Annotated in this window: 16 protein-coding genes, 1 tRNA gene and 1 pseudogene; 7 read left to right on the top strand and 11 right to left on the bottom strand. The window is 74.5% G+C overall.

Annotated features, from left to right (window positions below; translation table 11 throughout):
• Positions 1-16 precede the first annotated feature (16 nt).
• Entirely contained in the window at positions 17-385 is a 369-nt protein-coding gene (locus CBP52_RS00810; RefSeq protein ID WP_094179424.1) for a TfoX/Sxy family protein, read from the bottom strand.
• A gap of 139 nt (positions 386-524) precedes the next feature.
• On the opposite strand from CBP52_RS00810, the gene CBP52_RS00805 reads away from it, so the two are divergent.
• Positions 525-1,121 (top strand): NADPH-dependent FMN reductase, encoded by a 597-nt coding sequence (locus tag CBP52_RS00805; RefSeq protein WP_094179423.1) that lies wholly within the window; start codon positions 525-527, stop codon positions 1,119-1,121.
• A 9-nt stretch (positions 1,122-1,130) separates the two neighbouring features.
• Here the strand turns inward: CBP52_RS00805 and CBP52_RS00800 are convergent, their stop codons facing one another.
• From CBP52_RS00800 to CBP52_RS00765, 8 genes are all read right to left on the bottom strand, one after another.
• A complete protein-coding gene (locus CBP52_RS00800; RefSeq protein WP_157732459.1) occupies positions 1,131-1,697 on the bottom strand; it encodes a type II toxin-antitoxin system PemK/MazF family toxin in 567 nt (188 codons plus the stop codon).
• Positions 1,698-1,860: 163 nt separating this feature from the next.
• Positions 1,861-3,819 (bottom strand): transcription termination factor Rho, encoded by a 1,959-nt coding sequence (gene rho, locus CBP52_RS00795; RefSeq protein ID WP_094179421.1) that lies wholly within the window; start codon positions 3,817-3,819, stop codon positions 1,861-1,863.
• 297 nt (positions 3,820-4,116) lie between these two features.
• Complete coding sequence (thrB, locus tag CBP52_RS00790) at positions 4,117-5,094, bottom strand: homoserine kinase (RefSeq protein ID WP_094179420.1); 978 nt, start codon at positions 5,092-5,094, stop codon at positions 4,117-4,119.
• A 7-nt stretch (positions 5,095-5,101) separates the two neighbouring features.
• Positions 5,102-6,193, bottom strand: coding sequence for a threonine synthase (thrC, locus tag CBP52_RS00785; protein WP_094179419.1), 1,092 nt, complete (start codon positions 6,191-6,193; stop codon positions 5,102-5,104).
• Complete coding sequence (locus CBP52_RS00780) at positions 6,193-7,503, bottom strand: homoserine dehydrogenase (protein WP_094179418.1); 1,311 nt, start codon at positions 7,501-7,503, stop codon at positions 6,193-6,195. Before CBP52_RS00780 ends, thrC begins: the two co-directional genes overlap by 1 nt.
• Before the next feature lie 140 nt (positions 7,504-7,643).
• Positions 7,644-9,008: a diaminopimelate decarboxylase gene (gene lysA / locus CBP52_RS00775; RefSeq protein ID WP_094179417.1), complete on the bottom strand. Its 1,365-nt coding sequence runs from the start codon at positions 9,006-9,008 to the stop codon at positions 7,644-7,646.
• Entirely contained in the window at positions 9,005-10,687 is a 1,683-nt protein-coding gene (gene argS, locus CBP52_RS00770) for an arginine--tRNA ligase (protein ID WP_094179416.1), read from the bottom strand. Before argS ends, lysA begins: the two co-directional genes overlap by 4 nt.
• Positions 10,684-12,012 (bottom strand): MFS transporter, encoded by a 1,329-nt coding sequence (locus tag CBP52_RS00765; RefSeq protein WP_232514592.1) that lies wholly within the window; start codon positions 12,010-12,012, stop codon positions 10,684-10,686. Before CBP52_RS00765 ends, argS begins: the two co-directional genes overlap by 4 nt.
• Positions 12,013-12,129: 117 nt before the next feature.
• On the opposite strand from CBP52_RS00765, the gene CBP52_RS00760 reads away from it, so the two are divergent.
• From CBP52_RS00760 to CBP52_RS00750, 3 genes are all read left to right on the top strand, one after another.
• On the top strand, positions 12,130-12,783 hold the full coding sequence (locus CBP52_RS00760; protein WP_094179414.1) for a FadR/GntR family transcriptional regulator: 654 nt from the start codon (positions 12,130-12,132) through the stop codon (positions 12,781-12,783).
• Positions 12,784-13,024: 241 nt separating this feature from the next.
• Positions 13,025-13,097: transfer RNA gene (locus CBP52_RS00755), tRNA-Arg, on the top strand.
• 118 nt (positions 13,098-13,215) lie between these two features.
• Positions 13,216-13,842, top strand: a complete 627-nt coding sequence (locus CBP52_RS00750) for a 4'-phosphopantetheinyl transferase (RefSeq protein WP_094179413.1) — start codon at positions 13,216-13,218, stop codon at positions 13,840-13,842.
• A gap of 42 nt (positions 13,843-13,884) precedes the next feature.
• On the opposite strand, the gene CBP52_RS00745 is transcribed toward CBP52_RS00750, so the two are convergent.
• Positions 13,885-14,613, bottom strand: a complete 729-nt coding sequence (locus tag CBP52_RS00745; RefSeq protein WP_094179412.1) for an SDR family oxidoreductase — start codon at positions 14,611-14,613, stop codon at positions 13,885-13,887.
• A 223-nt stretch (positions 14,614-14,836) separates the two neighbouring features.
• Here CBP52_RS00745 and CBP52_RS00740 point away from each other — a divergent pair, with 223 nt between their 5' ends.
• The 3 genes and pseudogenes from CBP52_RS00740 (at position 14,837) to CBP52_RS18070 (ending at position 15,563) form a co-directional block, all read left to right on the top strand.
• Positions 14,837-15,166, top strand: coding sequence for a CU044_2847 family protein (locus CBP52_RS00740; protein WP_094179411.1), 330 nt, complete (start codon positions 14,837-14,839; stop codon positions 15,164-15,166).
• A pseudogene (locus CBP52_RS18625) lies at positions 15,130-15,480 on the top strand (trypsin-like peptidase domain-containing protein); the annotation flags it as partial. The gene CBP52_RS00740 and the pseudogene CBP52_RS18625, both read left to right, overlap by 37 nt.
• The gene (locus CBP52_RS18070) at positions 15,426-15,563 is read left to right on the top strand and encodes a hypothetical protein (protein ID WP_157732458.1); all 138 of its coding nucleotides are present in this window, start codon (positions 15,426-15,428) and stop codon (positions 15,561-15,563) included. The pseudogene CBP52_RS18625 and the gene CBP52_RS18070, both read left to right, overlap by 55 nt.
• A gap of 21 nt (positions 15,564-15,584) precedes the next feature.
• Here CBP52_RS18070 and CBP52_RS18065 read toward each other — a convergent pair whose 3' ends face one another.
• A complete protein-coding gene (locus CBP52_RS18065; protein ID WP_157732457.1) occupies positions 15,585-17,759 on the bottom strand; it encodes a hypothetical protein in 2,175 nt (724 codons plus the stop codon).
• Positions 17,760-17,776: the final 17 nt, after the last annotated feature.

Here is a 17,776-nt window from a genome sequence, read left to right as displayed (position 1 = left end):
CCAGCGCTCCCGCGCGTCAGCGCGCGGGCACGGACGCGGCCGTGCGGGCGCCGATCGCGACCCACCGGCGCAGCACCGCGTCGTCGGCCAGCTCGGCCGTGTCGACCACGACCCACCCCCGCATGTCCGAGCCCCGCATCTGCATGGGCCGCACCCCGGCGCTCGCCAGGAGCTCGCCGCGGTCCTCGATCGGGACGCGCACCATCAACCCGCCCGAGCGCGTGCTCACGACGACGGCCATCCGCCCGTCGAGCAGGAACGCGAGCCCGCCGAACATCCGCTTCTCGCCGACGGCGGAGCCGCCCGGTCCCGCCCCGGCGCCGCACGCCGCGAGGTGGTCCGCGAGAGCCGCGCGCACGCGTGCCCCCAGAGCCTCGTCGACCATGGGTCCCCCCTCGTCCCGTCGTGTCCGGGACCCATGGTGCCCCCGCGTGCGCCGGGGCGGAAGGCGCTGCACTGTGGAGTGAGCACTGTGGAGTGAGCACCGTGGAGGTGCCGACCCGCCCAGCTCGAAGGAGAAGGCCATGACGTACCGGATCGGCTACCTCGTCGGGAGCCTGTCGAGCACGTCCGTCAACCGTACGGTCGCACGGGCGCTCGTCGGGCTCGCGCCGCCCGAGCTCGAGCTCGTCGAGATCGGCATCCGTGACCTGCCGCTCTACTCGCCGGACTACGACGACGACTACCCGCCGCAGGGCCGCGCGATCAAGGAGGCCGTCGAGGCGTCCGACGGCATCCTCTTCGTCTCGCCCGAGTACAACCGGTCCATCCCCGGAGCGCTCAAGAACGCCATCGACTGGGCGTCGCGCCCGTGGGGCACCAACTCGTTCGCGCGCAAGCCCACCGGCATCGTCGGGGCGTCGATCGGCGCGATCGGCACCGCGGTCATGCAGTCGTCGATGCGCAGCGTGCTGAGCTTCCTCAACGCGCCGCAGCTCAACGCGCCCGAGGTGTACCTGACGTTCCACCCCGAGCACTACGCCGACGACGGCGCCGGCGGCATCACCGTGACGCACGAGGACACCGCGACGTTCCTGCGCCACTACATGTCGGAGTACACCGCGTTCGTCGAGCGCGTCCTGTCGGTCACGGCGCCCGGGCACATCGGCGACCCGAGCTGACTCGTCGCGTCAACGCCCGCCGGCGGCCGTCCCGTCGCGCCCGGTGCGCTCGAGCTCGCGCTCGAACCAGACGAGCCCCGCCGGGCCCAGGTCTCCCGCGCGGCGCCGGAACGCACCCCGCGGCACGGTGCGCGTGCGCAGCTCGAGCCAGCCGTCCTTGCGCATGCCAGTCAGGCGCGCGGGTGCCGGCACGTGGTCGCGCCGGCGGCTCTTGTCCTGCGAGGTGAGCTGCGCGACGACGACCGACCCGCCCTGGACGTCGAGCACGAGCACCGGCCGGTCCTTGGCCCCCGAGCGGTCGTCGAACGGCACGAGGGCGAACCACAGCTCCCCCGGCCGGGGCCCACGACCGCCAGGCCCACGAGTGCCGGGCCGACGACCGCCAGGCCGACCGCCGGGCCGACGACCGGCAGGCGGACGACGCGCGCGCCGCGCCACCGCGGCCACGACGAGGAGCGCGACGAGCGCCGCGGCCCCGAGCACCCACGGCGGCGCCGCCCCGGCGCGCTCGGTCAGCCACGCGACCATGCCGTCACCCCCGTCGCGCACCGCGTCCACGCCCCGCCATCGACGCACGCGCCGCCGACCTTGAGCGACCGACGACGGCTGCAGGGACGGGTGGAGGACGGGTGGAGGACGGGCGAGAAGGTCCGACCGGCAGGACCGTCGCCACCCGCCGGCGTGCGCCCGGGACGACGAAGGCCGCGCCCGAGCGGGCGCGGCCTTCGTCGAGCGGTGGTCAGACCGTGCGGCCCGCGTTCTCCTCGCCGAAGCTGCCCGGCGTGGAGCGCTGCACGCCGAGCAGGAACTCGACGTTCGACTTGGTCTCCTTGAGCTTGCCGATCAGCAGCTCGATCGCCTGCTGCTGGTCGAGCGCACCGAGCACGCGGCGCAGCTTGTAGACGATCTGCAGCTCGTCGCGCGACATGAGCAGCTCCTCGCGGCGGGTGCCCGACGCGTTGACGTCGACCGCGGGGAAGATGCGCTTGTCCGACAGCGAGCGCGACAGGCGCAGCTCCATGTTCCCGGTGCCCTTGAACTCCTCGAAGATGACCTCGTCCATCTTGGAGCCGGTCTCGACGAGCGCGGACCCGAGGATCGTCAGCGAGCCGCCGTTCTCGATGTTGCGCGCCGCACCGAAGAACTTCTTCGGCGGGTAGAGCGCCGAGGCGTCGACACCACCCGACAGGATGCGACCCGACGCGGGCGCGGCCAGGTTGTACGCGCGGGACAGGCGCGTGATCGAGTCCAGCAGCACCACGACGTCCTGACCCAGCTCGACCAGGCGCTTGGCGCGCTCGATCGCGAGCTCCGCGACGATCGTGTGGTCCGAGGCCGGGCGGTCGAACGTCGAGGCGATGACCTCGCCCTTGACCGACCGCTCCATGTCCGTGACCTCCTCGGGGCGCTCGTCGACGAGCACGACCATGAGGTGGACCTCGGGGTTGTTCGCGGTGATCGAGTTCGCGATCTGCTGCATGATGATCGTCTTGCCGGCCTTGGGCGGCGCGACGATCAGACCACGCTGGCCCTTGCCGATCGGCGCGACGATGTCGATCACGCGCGGCGTGAGCCGGCCCGGGTCCGGCGTCTCGAGACGCAGGCGGTCCTGCGGGTACAGCGGCGTGAGCTTCTGGAACTCGGGCCGCTGGCGCGCCTCGTCGGGCGACAGGCCGTTGACCGAGTCGAGCCGCACGAGCGCGTTGAACTTGTTCGGCCGGCCGCCCTGCGCGGCTTCGCCGTCACGCGGCTGCCGCACCGCGCCCGTGATCGCGTCGCCGCGACGCAGGCCGTTCTTCTTGACCTGGCCGAGCGAGACGTACACGTCGTTGGGGCCCGGCAGGTACCCGGTGGTCCGCACGAACGCGTAGCTCTCGAGGATGTCGAGGATGCCCGCGACCGGGAGCAGCACGTCGTCGTCCGCGAGCTCGACCTCGTCGAGACCCGCGAGGTCCGGCTGGCCGCTGCGGCCGCGGCCGCGCTTGCGGTCCCGGTCGCGGTAGCGGTCGCGCGAGCGGCGGCGACGCCCGCCCCGCTCGTCGTCGTCGTCGCCCTGCGCCGCGACACCCTGCTGGCCCTGCTGGCCCTGCTGGCCGGTCTGCTGACCCGCCTGCTGAGCCGTCTGCTGGCCCGTCTGCTGATGTGCCTGGGCGCCGGGCTGCTGGCCCTGCGCGCGCTGCTGGCGCCCCTCGCCCTGCGCGTCGGAGGCGCCCTGGCCACGGCCCGCGCGGCGCGAGCGGCGCTCGCCGGCCTCGCCCGCCACGTCGCCCACGGCCTCGCCGACCGCCTCGGCGGCGCGCTGCGCACGGTCGTCGTCACGGCTCTCGCGGCCGTCACGGCCCTCGCCGCGCCGCTCGACCGGCTCGCCCGCGATCTTCGCGTCGATCGCGGCCTCGAGACCGGCGAGCGCGTCCTGCGCGGGGCCCTGCGCGCGGCGGGCACCGCGCGTGCGCTGCGTGCGCGGCGCGGCCTCGTCGCGCTCGACGGGGCCCGCCTGCTCCGTCACCGGCGCGACGGTCTGCTCACGACGCGCGTCGAGGGCCCGGGGGCGCGAACCGCCGCGTGCGGCGTCGATCGCCTCGACCAGGTCGCCCTTGCGCATCTTCGAGATGCCCTTGACGCCGAGCTCGGACGCGAGGGCCTGCAGCTCGGGCAGGCGCAGCGCCGCGATGGACCCGGTCTGGTTGGTGTCTGTCACGAAGGACCCTTCCCCCTCGTCGGTGGCCTCTCGGGGTAGGAGGCCGTCGTCTCGTCAGACGGACGTCCGTCGACGAGACGGTGCTGGAAGCCCACGCGCGGCTCACGACCGTGTCGGCGACGCGTTCAAGGCTGGGGTTGTTCCCGGATGGTCGGCTCGCCTGGGCAGCGGTCCCGCGGATGTCCTGCGGAACACCGTTCGGGAGGCACGCGACCCGGAGGATGTGGTCCGGGGGAACGCGACGATGCTACCACTGTCGGCCTCACGACCGGCCGCGATGACCCCGCGCGACACCGCTCACCCGATCGGGTGGTCGCCGACCGCGAGGCGCACCCCGGCGGGGTCGACGGGCAGCCGGCGGATCACCCAGCCGCCCAGCACGCCGCCGAACGCCTCGTCGATCGCGGCGTCCGCGTCCGTGCCCGGGTCGCCCGCCACGTCCGGCCCGCCGGGCTCGTCGGGCAGCCGGCGCGCGAGCGCGAGGACCGTGGGGCCCGCACCCGAGACGACCGCCGCGACCCCCCGGCGACGCAGCGCGTCGACCAGCGCGAGCGAGTCCGGCATGACGGCGCGCCGGTACTCCTGGTGCAGCAGGTCGACCGTCGCGTCGAGCAGCAGGTCCGGGCGGCGCCCGAGGGCCTGCACCAGCAGCGCCGAGCGTCCGGCCTGCCGCGCCGCGTCCACGAACGGCACCTGCTCGGGGAGCACACCGCGTGCGGCCTTCGTCGACAGGTGCGTCGGCGGGATCATCACGACCGGGGCCACGTCGGGGTGCACCTCGACCTGGGTGGCACCCACCGCGCCGGTCGGCGTCGTCCACGCGATCGTCGCGCCGCCGAGGATCGCCGGGGCCGCGTTGTCGGGATGTCCCTCGAGCTGCGTCGCGAGCACGAGCACGGTCGCGTCGTCGAGCGCCTCGGGCTCGGAGATCAGCCCGCGCGCGGCGACGATGCCCGCGACGACCGCCGCGGCCGACGAGCCGAGACCCCGGCCGTGCGGGATCGCGTTGCGGCACGTCAGGGTCAGGCCCGCCTGCGGCGCGCCGACGTGGTCGAGCGCGGTGCGGATCGCGCGCACGACGAGGTGCCGCTCGTCGCCCGGCACCGCACCGGCACCCTCCCCCTCGACGACGACGGTCACGCCCGGCGCGGCGACCGCGCGGACCTCGACCTCGTCGTGCAGCGCGAGGGCCACGCCCATCGCGTCGAAACCCGGACCGAGGTTCGCGGACGTCGCGGGGACGCGCACGCGCACCCGGTCGGCACGCAGTCGCACGGCGGCCTCAGCCCAGGCCGAGCGCGTCCGCGATGGACACGACGTCCGCGGGCACGCGCACCGGGGTGACCTCGCCGCCGTCGGGCCGGCGCAGGGCCCACTGCGGGTCCTTGAGGCCGTGGCCCGTGACCGTGATGGTGATGCGCGCACCGGCTGGCACGCGCCCCTCGTCGGACAGGCGCAGCAGCCCCGCGACACCCGCGGCAGATGCGGGCTCGACGAACACGCCGACCTCGGCGGACAGGACGCGGTGCGCGCGCAGGATCTCCTCGTCGGTCACCGACTCGATGAGACCGCCCGAGACGTCGCGCGCCTGCTCGGCCTGCTGCCACGACGCCGGGTTGCCGATGCGGATGGCGGTCGCGATCGTCTCGGGCTCCGACACGGGGTGCCCCAGGACGATCGGGGCGGCGCCCGCCGCCTGGAACCCCCACATCACCGGGGTGCGCGACGCGACGGCACCGTGCGCCGCACCGTCGTCGAGCCCCGCGTACTCGCGGAAGCCCTTCCAGTACGCCGTGATGTTGCCCGCGTTGCCGACCGGCAGCACGTGGATGTCCGGGGCGTCGCCCAGGGCGTCGACGATCTCGAACGCCGCGGTCTTCTGACCCTGGATGCGGTCGGGGTTCACCGAGTTCACCAGCTCGACCGGGTACGCCTCGGCGAGCTTGCGCGCCGCGATCAGGCAGTCGTCGAAGTTGCCGTCGACCTGCAGGAGCGTCGCTCCGTGCGCGATCGCCTGGCTCAGCTTGCCCATCGCGATCTTGCCGTCCGGCACGAGCACCGCGCAGAGCATGCCCGCGCGCGTCGCGTACGCCGCGGCCGACGCCGAGGTGTTGCCCGTCGACGCGCAGACCACCGCCTTCGCACCCCGCGCGGCCGCCGCCGAGATCGCGGTCGTCATGCCGCGGTCCTTGAACGAGCCCGTGGGGTTCATGCCCTCGAACTTCACGTGCACGTCGGCACCGGTGCGTTCGCTCAGCGCGGGTGCCGCGATGAGCGGCGTGCCGCCCTCGTCGAGGGTGACCGGGTGCGTCGTCAGGTGCTCGGGCAGGCGGTCGGCGTACTCGGCGATCACGCCGCGCCACTGGTGGGCCATCAGGCTCCTTCGACTCGCAGGACGGACACGACGTCACGCACGACGTCGAGGTCGGTGAGCGCGGCCACGGTGGCCGCGAGCGCGCTCTCGCGCGCGGTGTGCGTGGTGATCAGCAGGCGGGCGACGCCCGTGGCGGCACCCGCGTCCGCCGACTGCCGCACGGCCTCGATCGAGACGTCGTGCTCCGCGAGGACGTGCGCGACCTGCGCGAGCACGCCCGGGCGGTCGTCGACGTCGAGCCGCACCTGGAACCGGGTGCACGCCGCCTCCGCCGGCAGCACCGGCAGGTCGGCGTACGACGACTCGACCGGCCCGCGCCCGCCGAGCACACGGTGGCGCGCGACCGAGACCAGGTCGCCGAGGACCGCCGACGAGGTGGGCGCGCCGCCCGCGCCCCGGCCGTAGAACATGAGCTCGCCGGCCGCCTCCGCCTCGACGAACACCGCGTTGAACGCGCCGCGCACGCCCGCGAGCGGGTGCTCCAGCGGCACGAGCGCCGGGTGCACGCGCACCTGGATGCCCGCGACGTCGTCGCGGACGTTGCGCTCCGCGATCGCGAGCAGCTTGATCGCGTGGCCGGTCCGCTGCGCCCACGCGACGTCGGCGGCGGTGACGCCCGTGATGCCCTCGCGCGCGACGTCGTCGAGCGACACCCGCGTGTGGAACGCGAGCGAGGCGAGGATCGCGGCCTTGGCCGCCGCGTCGTAACCCTCGACGTCGGCCGTCGGGTCCGCCTCCGCGTAGCCGAGCGCCTGCGCCTCCTTGACGGCCTGCTCGAGCTCGAGCCCGTCGGTGGCCATGCGGTCGAGCACGTAGTTCGTCGTGCCGTTGACGATGCCGAGGACGCGCTGCACCTGGTCGCCCGCGAGCGACTCGCGCACCGGCCGGACGATCGGGATCGCGCCCGCGACGGCGGCCTCGAAGTACAGGTCCACGCCCGCCGCGTCGGCCGCCTTGTAGAGCGTCGGGCCGTCGGACGCGAGCAGCGCCTTGTTGGCCGTGACCACCGACGCGCCCGCCTCGATCGCCTGCAGGATCAGGGTGCGCGCGGGCTCGATGCCGCCCATGACCTCGACGACGGCGTCCGCACCGCGCACGAGCGCCGACGCGTCCGTGGTGAGCAGCGGCTCCAGCGAGGTGCCCGTGACGCCCTCGCGCGGCGATGCCGCGTCCCGCACGGCGATGCCGACGATCTCGAGCGGCGCGCCGACGCGCGCGGCGAGCTCGTCGGCGTGCGTGACCAGGCGGTGGGCCACCTCGGTGCCGACGACACCACAGCCGAGCAGGGCGACCTTCAGGGGGGCGGGCACACGACCTCCGGTGCTCTCGTCGGGGACTGGGCACAGGATAGGGCGCACGCGTGGTGGGCCGTCCGGGACGTCCGGTCGGCAGGACGCGACTCTCACCTACCCTCCGGAAGGGTCCTTGGGCACATGTCCAGCGCGGCCGGTCAGCCCTGGTCGAGCGCCAGCAGGTCGTCGACCGTCTCGCGCCGCAGCAGCGTGCGCACCGCGCCCTCACGCACCGCCACGACCGGCGGCCGCGTCAGCAGGTTGTAGTTCGACGCCATCGACCGGCCGTACGCACCCGTCGCCGCGACCGCCAGCAGGTCCCCCGCGCGCACGTCGCCCGGCAGCTGCACCTCGTGCACGACGACGTCACCCGACTCGCAGTGCTTCCCGACGACCCGCGCCAGCACCGAGGGCGCCGACGACAGCCGCCCGACGACCTCCGCGTGGTACCGCGCGCCGTACAGCGCGGGACGGATGTTGTCGCTCATCCCGCCGTCGACGGACACGTACAGGCGCTCGGTCTCGTCGTCCACGCGCACCGGCTTCACGGTCCCGACCGTGTAGAGCGTGAGCCCCGCCGGCCCGACGACCGCGCGCCCCGGCTCGATCGAGAACCGCGGCAGCGGGGTGGCGAGGTCCGCGGCCGCAGCCGCGACCGAGGCCGCCACGTCCTTCGCGATGCGGTCCGGGTCGAGCGCGACCTCGCCGGGCAGGTACGCGATGCCGTACCCGCCCCCCAGGTCGACCTCCTCGACCAGCACGCCCGTGCGGTGCGCGAGCTGCGCGCGCAGCTCGAGCACCACGCGCGCGGCGACCTCGAACCCCGACGGGTCGAGGATCTGCGACCCGATGTGCGAGTGGATGCCCAGCAGGCGCAGCTCCGGGTGGTCGAGCACCGCGCGCAGCGCAGTCATCGCCGGGCTGTCCTGGCCGTCGCGCGCCGTGACCGACAAACCGAACTTCTGGTCCTCGTGCGCGGTCGAGATGTACTCGTGCCCGCCCGCGTGCACCCCCGTCGTCACGCGCACCATCACCGGCGCCGGGTCGCCCCCGCGGGACCGCACCAGCGCCGCGAGCCGCTCCACCTCGACGAGCGAGTCCACGATGACCCGGCCCACGCCGTGGTCCAGCGCGAGCGCGAGCTCGTCGTCGGACTTGTTGTTGCCGTGCAGCCCGAGGTGCGCGCCCGGGACTCCCGCGCGCAGCGCGACCGCGAGCTCGCCGCCCGACGCGGTGTCCACGCGCAGGCCCTCGTCGTGCACCCACCGCGCCACGGCGACCGACAGGAACGCCTTGCCCGCGTAGTAGACGTCGACCCCCGCGCCCACCTCTGCGAACGCGGTCTCGAACGCGCGGCGGTACCCCGCGGCACGCGCGCGCAGGTCCGCCTCGTCGAGCACGTACGCGGGCGTGCCCACCTCCTGCGCGAGCCGCGCCACCGGCACCCCGCCGACGACGAGCGCGCCCGAGCTGTCCCGTGCGACGCCCGTCGACCAGGGCTCGCCCGGGATGCTCGTCGTCACATCCGCTCCGGCGCGCTCACGCCGAGCAGACCCAGGCCGTTCGCGAGCACCTGCCGCGTCGCGTCGACCAGCCACAGGCGCGTGCGGTGGGTGTCCGTGACGGGCTCGTCGCCCTGCGGCAGGACGTAGCGCTTCGCGTCGTACCACTTGTGGAACCCGCCCGCGAGCTCCTCCAGGTAGCGCGCCACCCGGTGCGGCTCGCGCAGGTTCGCGGCCTGCGCGACCACGCGCGGCAGCTGCGCCAGGTGGCCCAGCAGCACCGCCTCGGTCTCGTGGTCGAGCACGCTCGCGTCGAACCCGTCCTCGCGGCGCACGCCGGCCTCCGCCGCGTTGCGCCCGATCGCCGCGGTGCGCGCGTGCGCGTACTGCACGTAGAAGACCGGGTTCTCGTTGGTGGCCTTGGCGAGCAGGTCGAGGTCCAGGTCGATCGCCGAGTCCGTCGACGAGCGCGCGAGCGCGTATCGCGCGGCGTCCACGCCCACCGCGTCGACCAGGTCGTCGATCGTCACGACCGTGCCCGCGCGCTTCGACATGCGCACCGGGGCGCCGTCCTTGACGAGGTTCACGAGCTGGCCGATGAGGATCTCGAGGTTGACGTCCGGGTCGTCGCCGAACGCCGCCGCGACGGCCTTCATGCGGCCCACGTACCCGTGGTGGTCCGCGCCGAGCATCATCACCACGCGGTCGAACCCGCGCTCGCGCTTGTCGAGGTAGTACGCGATGTCACCCGCGATGTACGCGGCCTCGCCGTCGGACTTGATGACGACGCGGTCCTTGTCGTCGCCGAGCTCGGTGGTCCGCAGCCACGTCGCGCCGTCCTGCTCGAACACGTGACCCAGCTCGCGCAGGCGCGCGACCGCGCGGTCGACCGCACCGGACTCGTGCAGCGAGTCCTCGTGGAAGTAGACGTCGAAGTCCACGCCGAAGTCGTGCAGCGACTTCTTGATCTCGTCGAACATCAGGTCGACGCCGCGCGCGCGGAACGCCTCGAGCGCCTCGTCGTCGCCGAGCGTGGCCGGGTCCGGCTCGCCCGCCGCGACGGCCTGGGCCGTCACCTGCTCCGCGATGTCCGCGATGTACTGCCCGCCGTAGCCGTCCTCGGGCGCCTCCTCGCCGCGGGCGCGCGCCAGCAGCGAGCGCGCGAACCGGTCGATCTGCGCGCCGTGGTCGTTGAAGTAGTACTCGCGGGTGACCTCGGCGCCGGCCGCCTGCAGCACACGCGCGAGGCTGTCGCCCACGGCCGCCCAGCGCACACCGCCGATGTGCAGCGGGCCGGTCGGGTTCGCGGACACGAACTCGAGGTTCACGCGGTGCCCCGCCTCGGCCGTGTTGGTGCCGTACGAGGCGCCCTGCTCGACGATGCTGCGCGCGAGCTCGCCGGCCGCCGCCGCGTCGAGCCGGATGTTGAGGAAGCCGGGTCCCGCCACCTCGACGGACGCGACGCCGTCGGTGCTGGTCAGACGGCGCGCGAGCTCCTCGGCGAACGCGCGGGGGTTCGAGCCGGCCTTCTTCGCGAGCTGCAGCGCGACGTTCGTCGCCCAGTCGCCGTGCTCTCGCTGACGGGGTCGCTCGACGTGGACGGTCGCCGGGAGGTCGGCGGGGTCGAGGGCGAACGTGCCGTCGGCGACGGCCGCCGCGAGGGCGGCCGCGATGGCCTGCGAGAGCTGGTCGGGAGTCACCGCTCCAGGGTAGGGGAACCGCGCGACGCCCTTTCGCGGACGTCCGTCGTCGGCGGCCCGGGCTCGACGTGCCCCAGCACCTCGGGGCGGCACGCCCGCCACCCCGCCACGAGCAGCACGACGAGCAGCCCCAGCAGCACGAGGATCGGCGCGTCCCAGCCACCCGTGGCCTCGTACACCAGGCCGATCGAGACAGGCCCGAGCGCCGCGAGCGCGTACCCCACGCCCTGCACCATCCCCGACAGCACGACCGCGAGGCCCGGCGTCGCCGTGCGCAGGCCGATCAGCGCCAGCAGCACGGGGAACGAGCTCGTGCCGAGCCCGAGCAGCACCATCCAGACGACCGTGCCGTGCGCGGGGGCCAGCAGGAGTCCCAGGTAGCCGACCGCCCAGCTCGCGACGAAGCCGGCCACCAGCGGGAACGGCGAGCGCATGCGCGCGGTCAGCACGGGGACGACGAGCGAGGCGGGCAGCCCGAGGATCGCGAACAGCGCGAGCCACCGCCCGCCCGCCTCCGTGCCGAGCCCGAGGTCCGCGAGCATCTCCGGCAGCCACGCGAACACCGTGTACGTGCCGAGCGAGTTCACCGCGAACGTCACGGCCATCGCCCATGCGAGGGGCGAGCGCCACACCAGGCGCGCGTCGCCGGGTGCGCCGCCGGGGGCGACGCGCGGGTCCGTGCCACGCGCCCGCGCTCCCCCGCCCACGCGGCGCAGGATCTCACGCACGTGCGCGCGCGCCGCGACCGAGCGGACGATCACGACCAGCCACGGCACCGCGGCGACCACTCCGAGCAGCGCCCACGCCCCCACGGCCCACCGCCACCCGGCGGCGCGCGCGAACGGCAGCGCCACGAGCGGCGGGACGGCCGTGCTCACGGACAGCATCACCGCGTACGCCGCGGTGACCACGCCGATGCGGTCCGGGAAGTACCGCTTCACGAGCGGCGGCAGCAGCACGTTCCCCATCCCCATGCCCGCGAGCGCGAGCACCGACCACGCCAGGAACGCGGGCGCCGACGACGACAGCGCTCGCGCCACCTCCCCCACGGTCGACAGCGCGAGCGCGAGCACGACCGTCGGCTCCAGGCCGAGGCGCCGGCCCAGCGGCGACGCGAGCGAGCCGAACACCGCGAAGGACAGCAGCGGCACGGTGCCGAGCACCCCCACCTGGGCGGGCGACAGGTCGACGTCCTCCCTCACCGCGTCCAGGATCGGTGAGACCGCCGCCACCGCGATGCGCAGGTTCAGCGCCACGAGCACGACGCCCAGGAGCACCACGAGCCGCCCGCGCCAGGGAGCCGGAGGGGGCGAACCAGGCGTCACGACACTCCGCAGGGTGAATCGGCAGGATGGGACGGTCGGCGCGACGGACACCCCTGGCACGCAGACACCCGGCTCGTGTTGACTGCACCGCATGCCTGTTCACGGAGTCCTGTCCCGATGACGCGACGGACCGGTCTGATCGATTCGACCGTACAGGAGCTACGCGCGCGCATCACGAGCGGCGAGTGGCCCGTCGGCTCCCGCATCCCGCCCGAGCCGCAGCTCGTCGGGCTGCTGGGGGTCGGTCGCAACACCGTGCGCGAGGCCGTGCAGTCGCTGGTGCACGCCGGTCTGCTCGAGCGGCGTCAGGGTTCGGGGACGTACGTGCTCTCGTCGTCCGAGCTCGCCGCGAGCATGGGCCGGCAGATCGCCGAGGCCCGCCAGCGCGACGTCGTCGAGGTGCGCCGCGCGCTCGAGGTCGAGGCCGCCCGCCTCGCCTCGCGTCGCCGCACGGCGCTCGACGCCAGCACGCTGCTCGACCGCCGCGACGAGCGCGCCGCCGCGTACGTCTCGGGCGACCTCGACGCGATGGTCGCGACCGACCTCGCGCTGCACACCACGATCGTGCGCGCCGCGGCCAACCCCGTGCTCGCGTCGCTGTACGAGAACCTCATCGACGCCATCGGCGAGAACATCCGGTTCAACTTCGTCACCGACTACCACGGCCAGACCGCGCACGACGCGCTGGTCGAGGCGATCGTCGCGGGCGACAGCGCCAAGGCCGTCGCCGAGACGACGGCGTACCTGTCCGCCCTCCTCGGCGAGTCCTGACCCTGACCACCCCGTCCACCCCGACGACCCCGCGGTTCCTCCGGGTATCCCCGCCCAGAGCCGGAGGAAGCGCGGGGTCGCGGGCGCTGGGGGTGGCGGGCGCCGAGGTGGCGGGCGCTGAGGTGGCGGGCGCTGAGGTGGCGGGCGCTGAGGTGGCGGGCTCTGGGGTGACGGGCGTTGGGGTGGCGGGCGTTGGGGTGGCGGGCTGGTAGGCTCGCTGGCCGATGCGTTCGCGCGTCTCGCGCCCGTAGCTCAGCGGATAGAGCGTCTGCCTCCGGAGCAGAAGGTCGAAGGTTCGAATCCTTTCGGGCGCACCGGCATTCGACGGCCCGTGACCACCTCGGTCACGGGCCGTCGTCGTCTGGCGCGACCGCACCCGCGCGGGCGTGGACGCGTCGGCGGGGACACAGGTGTCTCGGGCACAGTGAGGCCGTGCTCGCCGACCTGCTGCCCCCGGGGGTCGAGGTCACCGAACGGCACGGCCCGCCGGTGACCGTCCCGCTGTTCGCCGACGAGGAGCGCGCGGTCGCCCAGGCCGTGCCCGCTCGTCGGGCGGAGTACGCGGCCGTGCGCGGGTGCGCGCGCGAGGCGCTGAGCCGGCTGGGCGTCACGACGCTCGCGGTGCCGAGCGCACCGAACCGCGCCCCGGTGTGGCCGCAGGGCGTCGTCGGGAGCATGACGCACTGCGCGGGCTACCGTGCCGCGGCCGTCGCGCGCGCGGGCTCCTGGGCGGGACTCGGCATCGACGCCGAGCCGCGCGCTCCGCTGCCGCCCGAGGTCGCGGACCTCGTGCTCGACGAGTCCGAGCGTGCCCCGCTCGCCGAGCTCGACCCGGCGCTGTGCGCCGACCGCGTGCTGTTCAGCGCCAAGGAGTCGGCCTACAAGGTGTGGTCGCCGATCACGGGCGTCTGGCTCGGGTTCGAGGACGTGCGCGTGCACCTCGAGGACGACACGTTCGTCGTCCGGCTGCTGAAGCCCGGTCTCGGGGTCGACGAGCTGCGCGGCCGCTGGGCCGTCGGTGACGATCTGCTGGTCACGGCGCTCGCGCTGCCCCGCTGACCGGCGCGCCACGCGGCCGGCGTCCGCGGCTCCGCGGGTGGGTCAGCGCAGCGACGCCCCGCCGTCCACGTAGAGCTCGTGCATCGTGAGGTGGCGCGCCTCGTCGGACGCGAGGAAGGCGACCGCCGCCGCCACGTCCTCCGGCTCCGCGACCCGGCGCAGCGGGATGCCCACCTTGTAGGCCTCGGGCGTGCCGGCGATCGCGGCCGCGACGACCTGCTCGGTGTCCCCGAGGTCGCCGAGCATCGGTGTGCGCGTGGTGCCCGGGTGCACGACGTTGCAGCGCACGCCGTGCTCGGCCACCTCGAGCCCGAGCGACTTCGTCCACGCCGTGAGCGCGGCCTTCGACGCGCCGTACGCGGCCATGCCCGTGCGGGGCACGCGCGCCGCGTTGGACGCGACCGTCACCACCGACCCACGCCCGCGCGCGACCATGCGTCGCACCACGGCGCGCGTGAGCGTCGCGGTGCCGAGGACGTTGACCGCGACCAGCGCCACGAGGTCGTCGTCGTCGGCCAGTGCCGGAGCCGTGCGCAGCAGGCCGGCGGCGTTGACGAGCACCTCGACCGGACCCTCGTCGTCCTCGACCCGCGCGACGAACTCCGCGACGGCGTCGCCGTCCGTGATGTCGAGCACCCGCACGTCGTCGCGCGGGGCCCGGTCGGTCCCCACGACCGTGTACCCGCGCGCCCGCAGAGCGCTCACGACGGCCGACCCGATGCCCCCGGCAGCTCCCGTCACCAACGCGACCCCGCGTGCCCCCTGCGCCATCCGTCTCCCCCTCGTCCGCTGCCGGCCCCCGCTCGGGCCCTGCTCGGGCCCTGCTCGGGCCCCGGTCGGCGAACCTAGCCCGGCGACGGGCCGCGAGACCGGGTGTATCGCCCCTCGGGCCGTGCGCGGCGCCACCCGAGGCTTCTCACCCGTGCCACACCGGGCGGACGGCGCTACCGTGTCCGAGAAGTCCCTTTTCTCTGGTCTCCCAGGGGGCGGAGCGATGACGCGGATCGTCAGCACCGAGGTGGAGCCGGGCGCGCCGCTCGTCATGGTCGAGATCGCCCGGCAGGACGACCGTGAGGAGGACGTCTCCGCACTGTCCGACGTCCTGTCCTTCGACGACCTCGCGGACTCCGTGGCGCGCGTCGCACGGTCCATGACGGAGGCGCTGCGCCGGGCACGGCCCGACGAGGCGGAGGTGACGTTCGGCGTCGACGTCGCGGTCGAGGCGGGACGGCTCACGTCACTGCTCGTCAAGGGCGGCGCGACCGCCACGTTCGGCGTCCGGCTGCTGTGGAAGGCGCCGCCGGCCGCGGACGGTGGGCCGTGACCGACGAGCTGTCGGACCTGCTCGCCAAGGCGACCGTCCGCATCAACGTCGGCGGCGAGCTGTCGGGGACCGGCTTCGTCGTCGCGCCCGGCAAGGTCCTGACGTGCCACCACGTGGTCAAGCGCGCGCTCGACCGGACCGCGGGCCACGACCTCATCGACGTGGTGCTCGACGCGGGGGCGGGTGCGCGGGCGCGTCCCGTGACGCGCCCGTCGGTCGACGAGACGAACGACCTCGCGCTGCTCACGCTGGACACTCCGTGTCCTGGGTCCCGGGTGCGGACCGCGACCAGCTGCACCGCGCGTACGTGCGCGCGTGTCACGAGGCAGGCAAGGAGCCGGTGCCGTGGGGTCTGCTGGCGCACGACGACGGCGCACCCACGGTCCGCATCGACTAGCGCGAGCGTCCTCCTCCTCGGTCAGCCCGAGCCGCGCCGCGCGACGTCCCTGCGCAAGGTCGCCCAGGCCGACCCGAGGGTCACGGCCGCCGCCGCCCCGAGGCCGGTGGCCAGCAGCACCCCCAGGAGTGGGCCGACCGATGACGTCGACGCACTGCCGTACTGGATCGCATTCCAGCTAGCGGCGAACGCGGTGGCCGAGCCGATGACCGCGCCGATGAGCAGCGGAACCCCCACGAGCCCGAGACCGAGCCCGAGGTGCCGGTGCAGGCCGCCCGCGTACACCGCGAACACCCGGTGCCGACGCCTCGTGCGCGCGAGCTCCGCGACCAGCGACGCGCACCCCATCGTCACGGCGAACAACCCGGCGACGCCCCCGAGCACGACGATCCAGCGCGCCTGCCGGATCGCGACCGTCGCACCCACCACCCAGGTCTGCTCCGGCTCCGTGATCAAGGGCGGCGGGCTGACCAACGGGCGCATGGCACCCGCCAGTGCAGTGGTGTCGACCGCACTCTCGTCCTCGCTGACGACGAGGACCTCACCGGCCTGCGGCGTACCGGTCCTGACGAGCGTCTCCGGACCCATCCCCCAGACCCGCAGCACGACCGGCACGTCGCCGCCCGCGAACGCGCCGAGAGGTGTCTGCTCGTCCCCGGCACAGCGTCCGAGCAGGGCCGACTGCGCCTCGCAGGACGCGGTGAGGACCCTGGTGCCTGCGACGGGGTCCGTCTGCAGGCCCACCAGGTGCTGCCCGGCGGGCAGTGCCTGCTCGACCTCGGGCAGCCACCGCGCGGTGTCCGCCGTCGTGAACGTCACCGACCGGCCCGCGTTGGCGTCGCTCGCGGCGATGACCTGCCGCAGGAAGTCGCCTGGCGTGGTGGACAGGACCGTCGCGAACGTCGCGGTCAGCGCGACGACGCCCATGAAGATCGTGGCTCGGACCGCGGGCCGCGCCATCGACGCGAGCTCACGTCCGACGAGCATCCGCACGGGACGTCTGCCGCGGCGCGCGGCGGACGTCACGGCGGCCGCGATCGCGGTCAGGACGCTCGCGGTGACCGGACCGATGAGCAGGACGCACAGGAGCACCCCGACGAACAGGACGATCGTTCCCGTGGTGGGGTTCGTCGGGTTGACCAGGGCATAGAGCCAGTTCACCGCTGCGAGCACCGCGAGGAGAGCGAGAACGGGACGCGCGGTGACGCGTCGGCCCGCCCGCACCGGCCGGGGGGACGCGAACGCCGTCCGGCGGGGTCGCGTCGAGACGAGCACGGCAGCCCACGTGAGCATGACGCCGAGGGCGGCGCTCACGACGAGCGACACCGCCTGGCGTAGGTCGGGTGACGGCGACATCGCGTACCCCGTGTACGGCACGGTCCAGCTGACCCGGTCGAGCACGAGTGCGGCCAGCACGGCGACCAGCGCCCCGGCTCCCATCGGCACACGCACCGTGCGCCACAAGGCACCGCGCAGCTGTGCTCGCGAGGCACCGAGCGCGACGAGCAGCGCGACGGTCGCATCCCGTCGTTCCCCTCCGACCCGGGCGAGGACCACCAGGAGCACCAGGACCGGCGCCAGTGCGAACACGAGCACGAGGCTCAAGGCACCCGAGCGGCCGGACTGGTACATGGTCGACCCGAAGTACCCGTTGTCGCCCCGCGCGGGGTCGACGTGCAGGCCGAACCCGACGACCGGCAGCCAGTAGGACGGCTCCTCGAGGGTGGCGGGATCCACGCCCGCGTACAGCACCTTCTCGCGCGGGTCCGCCAGCACGGCGCGGTCGATCTCGCCGACGACGCTGCCGTACCGCGCCGCGAGCTCCCGTGCCCCGTCGACCGCCAGCAGCCCGGGAGACGCGAACACCTCCCCGGGTCCCGGCCACCGACCCACCCCCGGCGGGGGCTGCGCCGGGGTCCCGTGGCGCAGGAGCAGGGCGACCGCGACCGGCTCGCCGCCCAGGCTGTCGTCCCTCGCGCCCCAGTACCCGATGACGTCGTGGGCGGCTGTCGCGCCCTCGGCGACGAACACAGGGGCCCGTGCGGCGTCCCGCGCGAGCCGGGCGTCGTACTCGTGGTGCACCGCGGGGAACAGGTAGAGCACGAGCACGGCTAGCGCCGCCGCCACACCGATGCCGACCCGCCAGACGGTGTCGACCGCGTCCCCGGTGCGCAACGCCTGCACGATGCCGGGCACTAGGGCGTGTCTCCCAA

Origin of the sequence: Cellulomonas sp. PSBB021 (genome assembly GCF_002240455.1) — a bacterium.
Taxonomy (GTDB): domain Bacteria; phylum Actinomycetota; class Actinomycetes; order Actinomycetales; family Cellulomonadaceae; genus Cellulomonas; species Cellulomonas uda.
Note: the sequence above shows the minus strand (reverse complement) of the source record. Positions and strands in the feature narration are given on the sequence as shown.

Excerpts from the sequence above, each read along its gene's own strand:
- CBP52_RS00810 (WP_094179424.1), bottom strand. The coding sequence starts at position 385 with ATGGTCGACGAGGCTCTGGGGGCACGCGTGCGCGCGGCTCTCGCGGAC.
- CBP52_RS00805 (WP_094179423.1), top strand. The coding sequence starts at position 525 with ATGACGTACCGGATCGGCTACCTCGTCGGGAGCCTGTCGAGCACGTCC.
- thrC (WP_094179419.1), bottom strand. The coding sequence starts at position 6,193 with ATGGCCCACCAGTGGCGCGGCGTGATCGCCGAGTACGCCGACCGCCTG.
- CBP52_RS00760 (WP_094179414.1), top strand. The coding sequence starts at position 12,130 with ATGACGCGACGGACCGGTCTGATCGATTCGACCGTACAGGAGCTACGC.
- CBP52_RS00745 (WP_094179412.1), bottom strand. The coding sequence starts at position 14,613 with ATGGCGCAGGGGGCACGCGGGGTCGCGTTGGTGACGGGAGCTGCCGGG.
- CBP52_RS00740 (WP_094179411.1), top strand. The coding sequence starts at position 14,837 with ATGACGCGGATCGTCAGCACCGAGGTGGAGCCGGGCGCGCCGCTCGTC.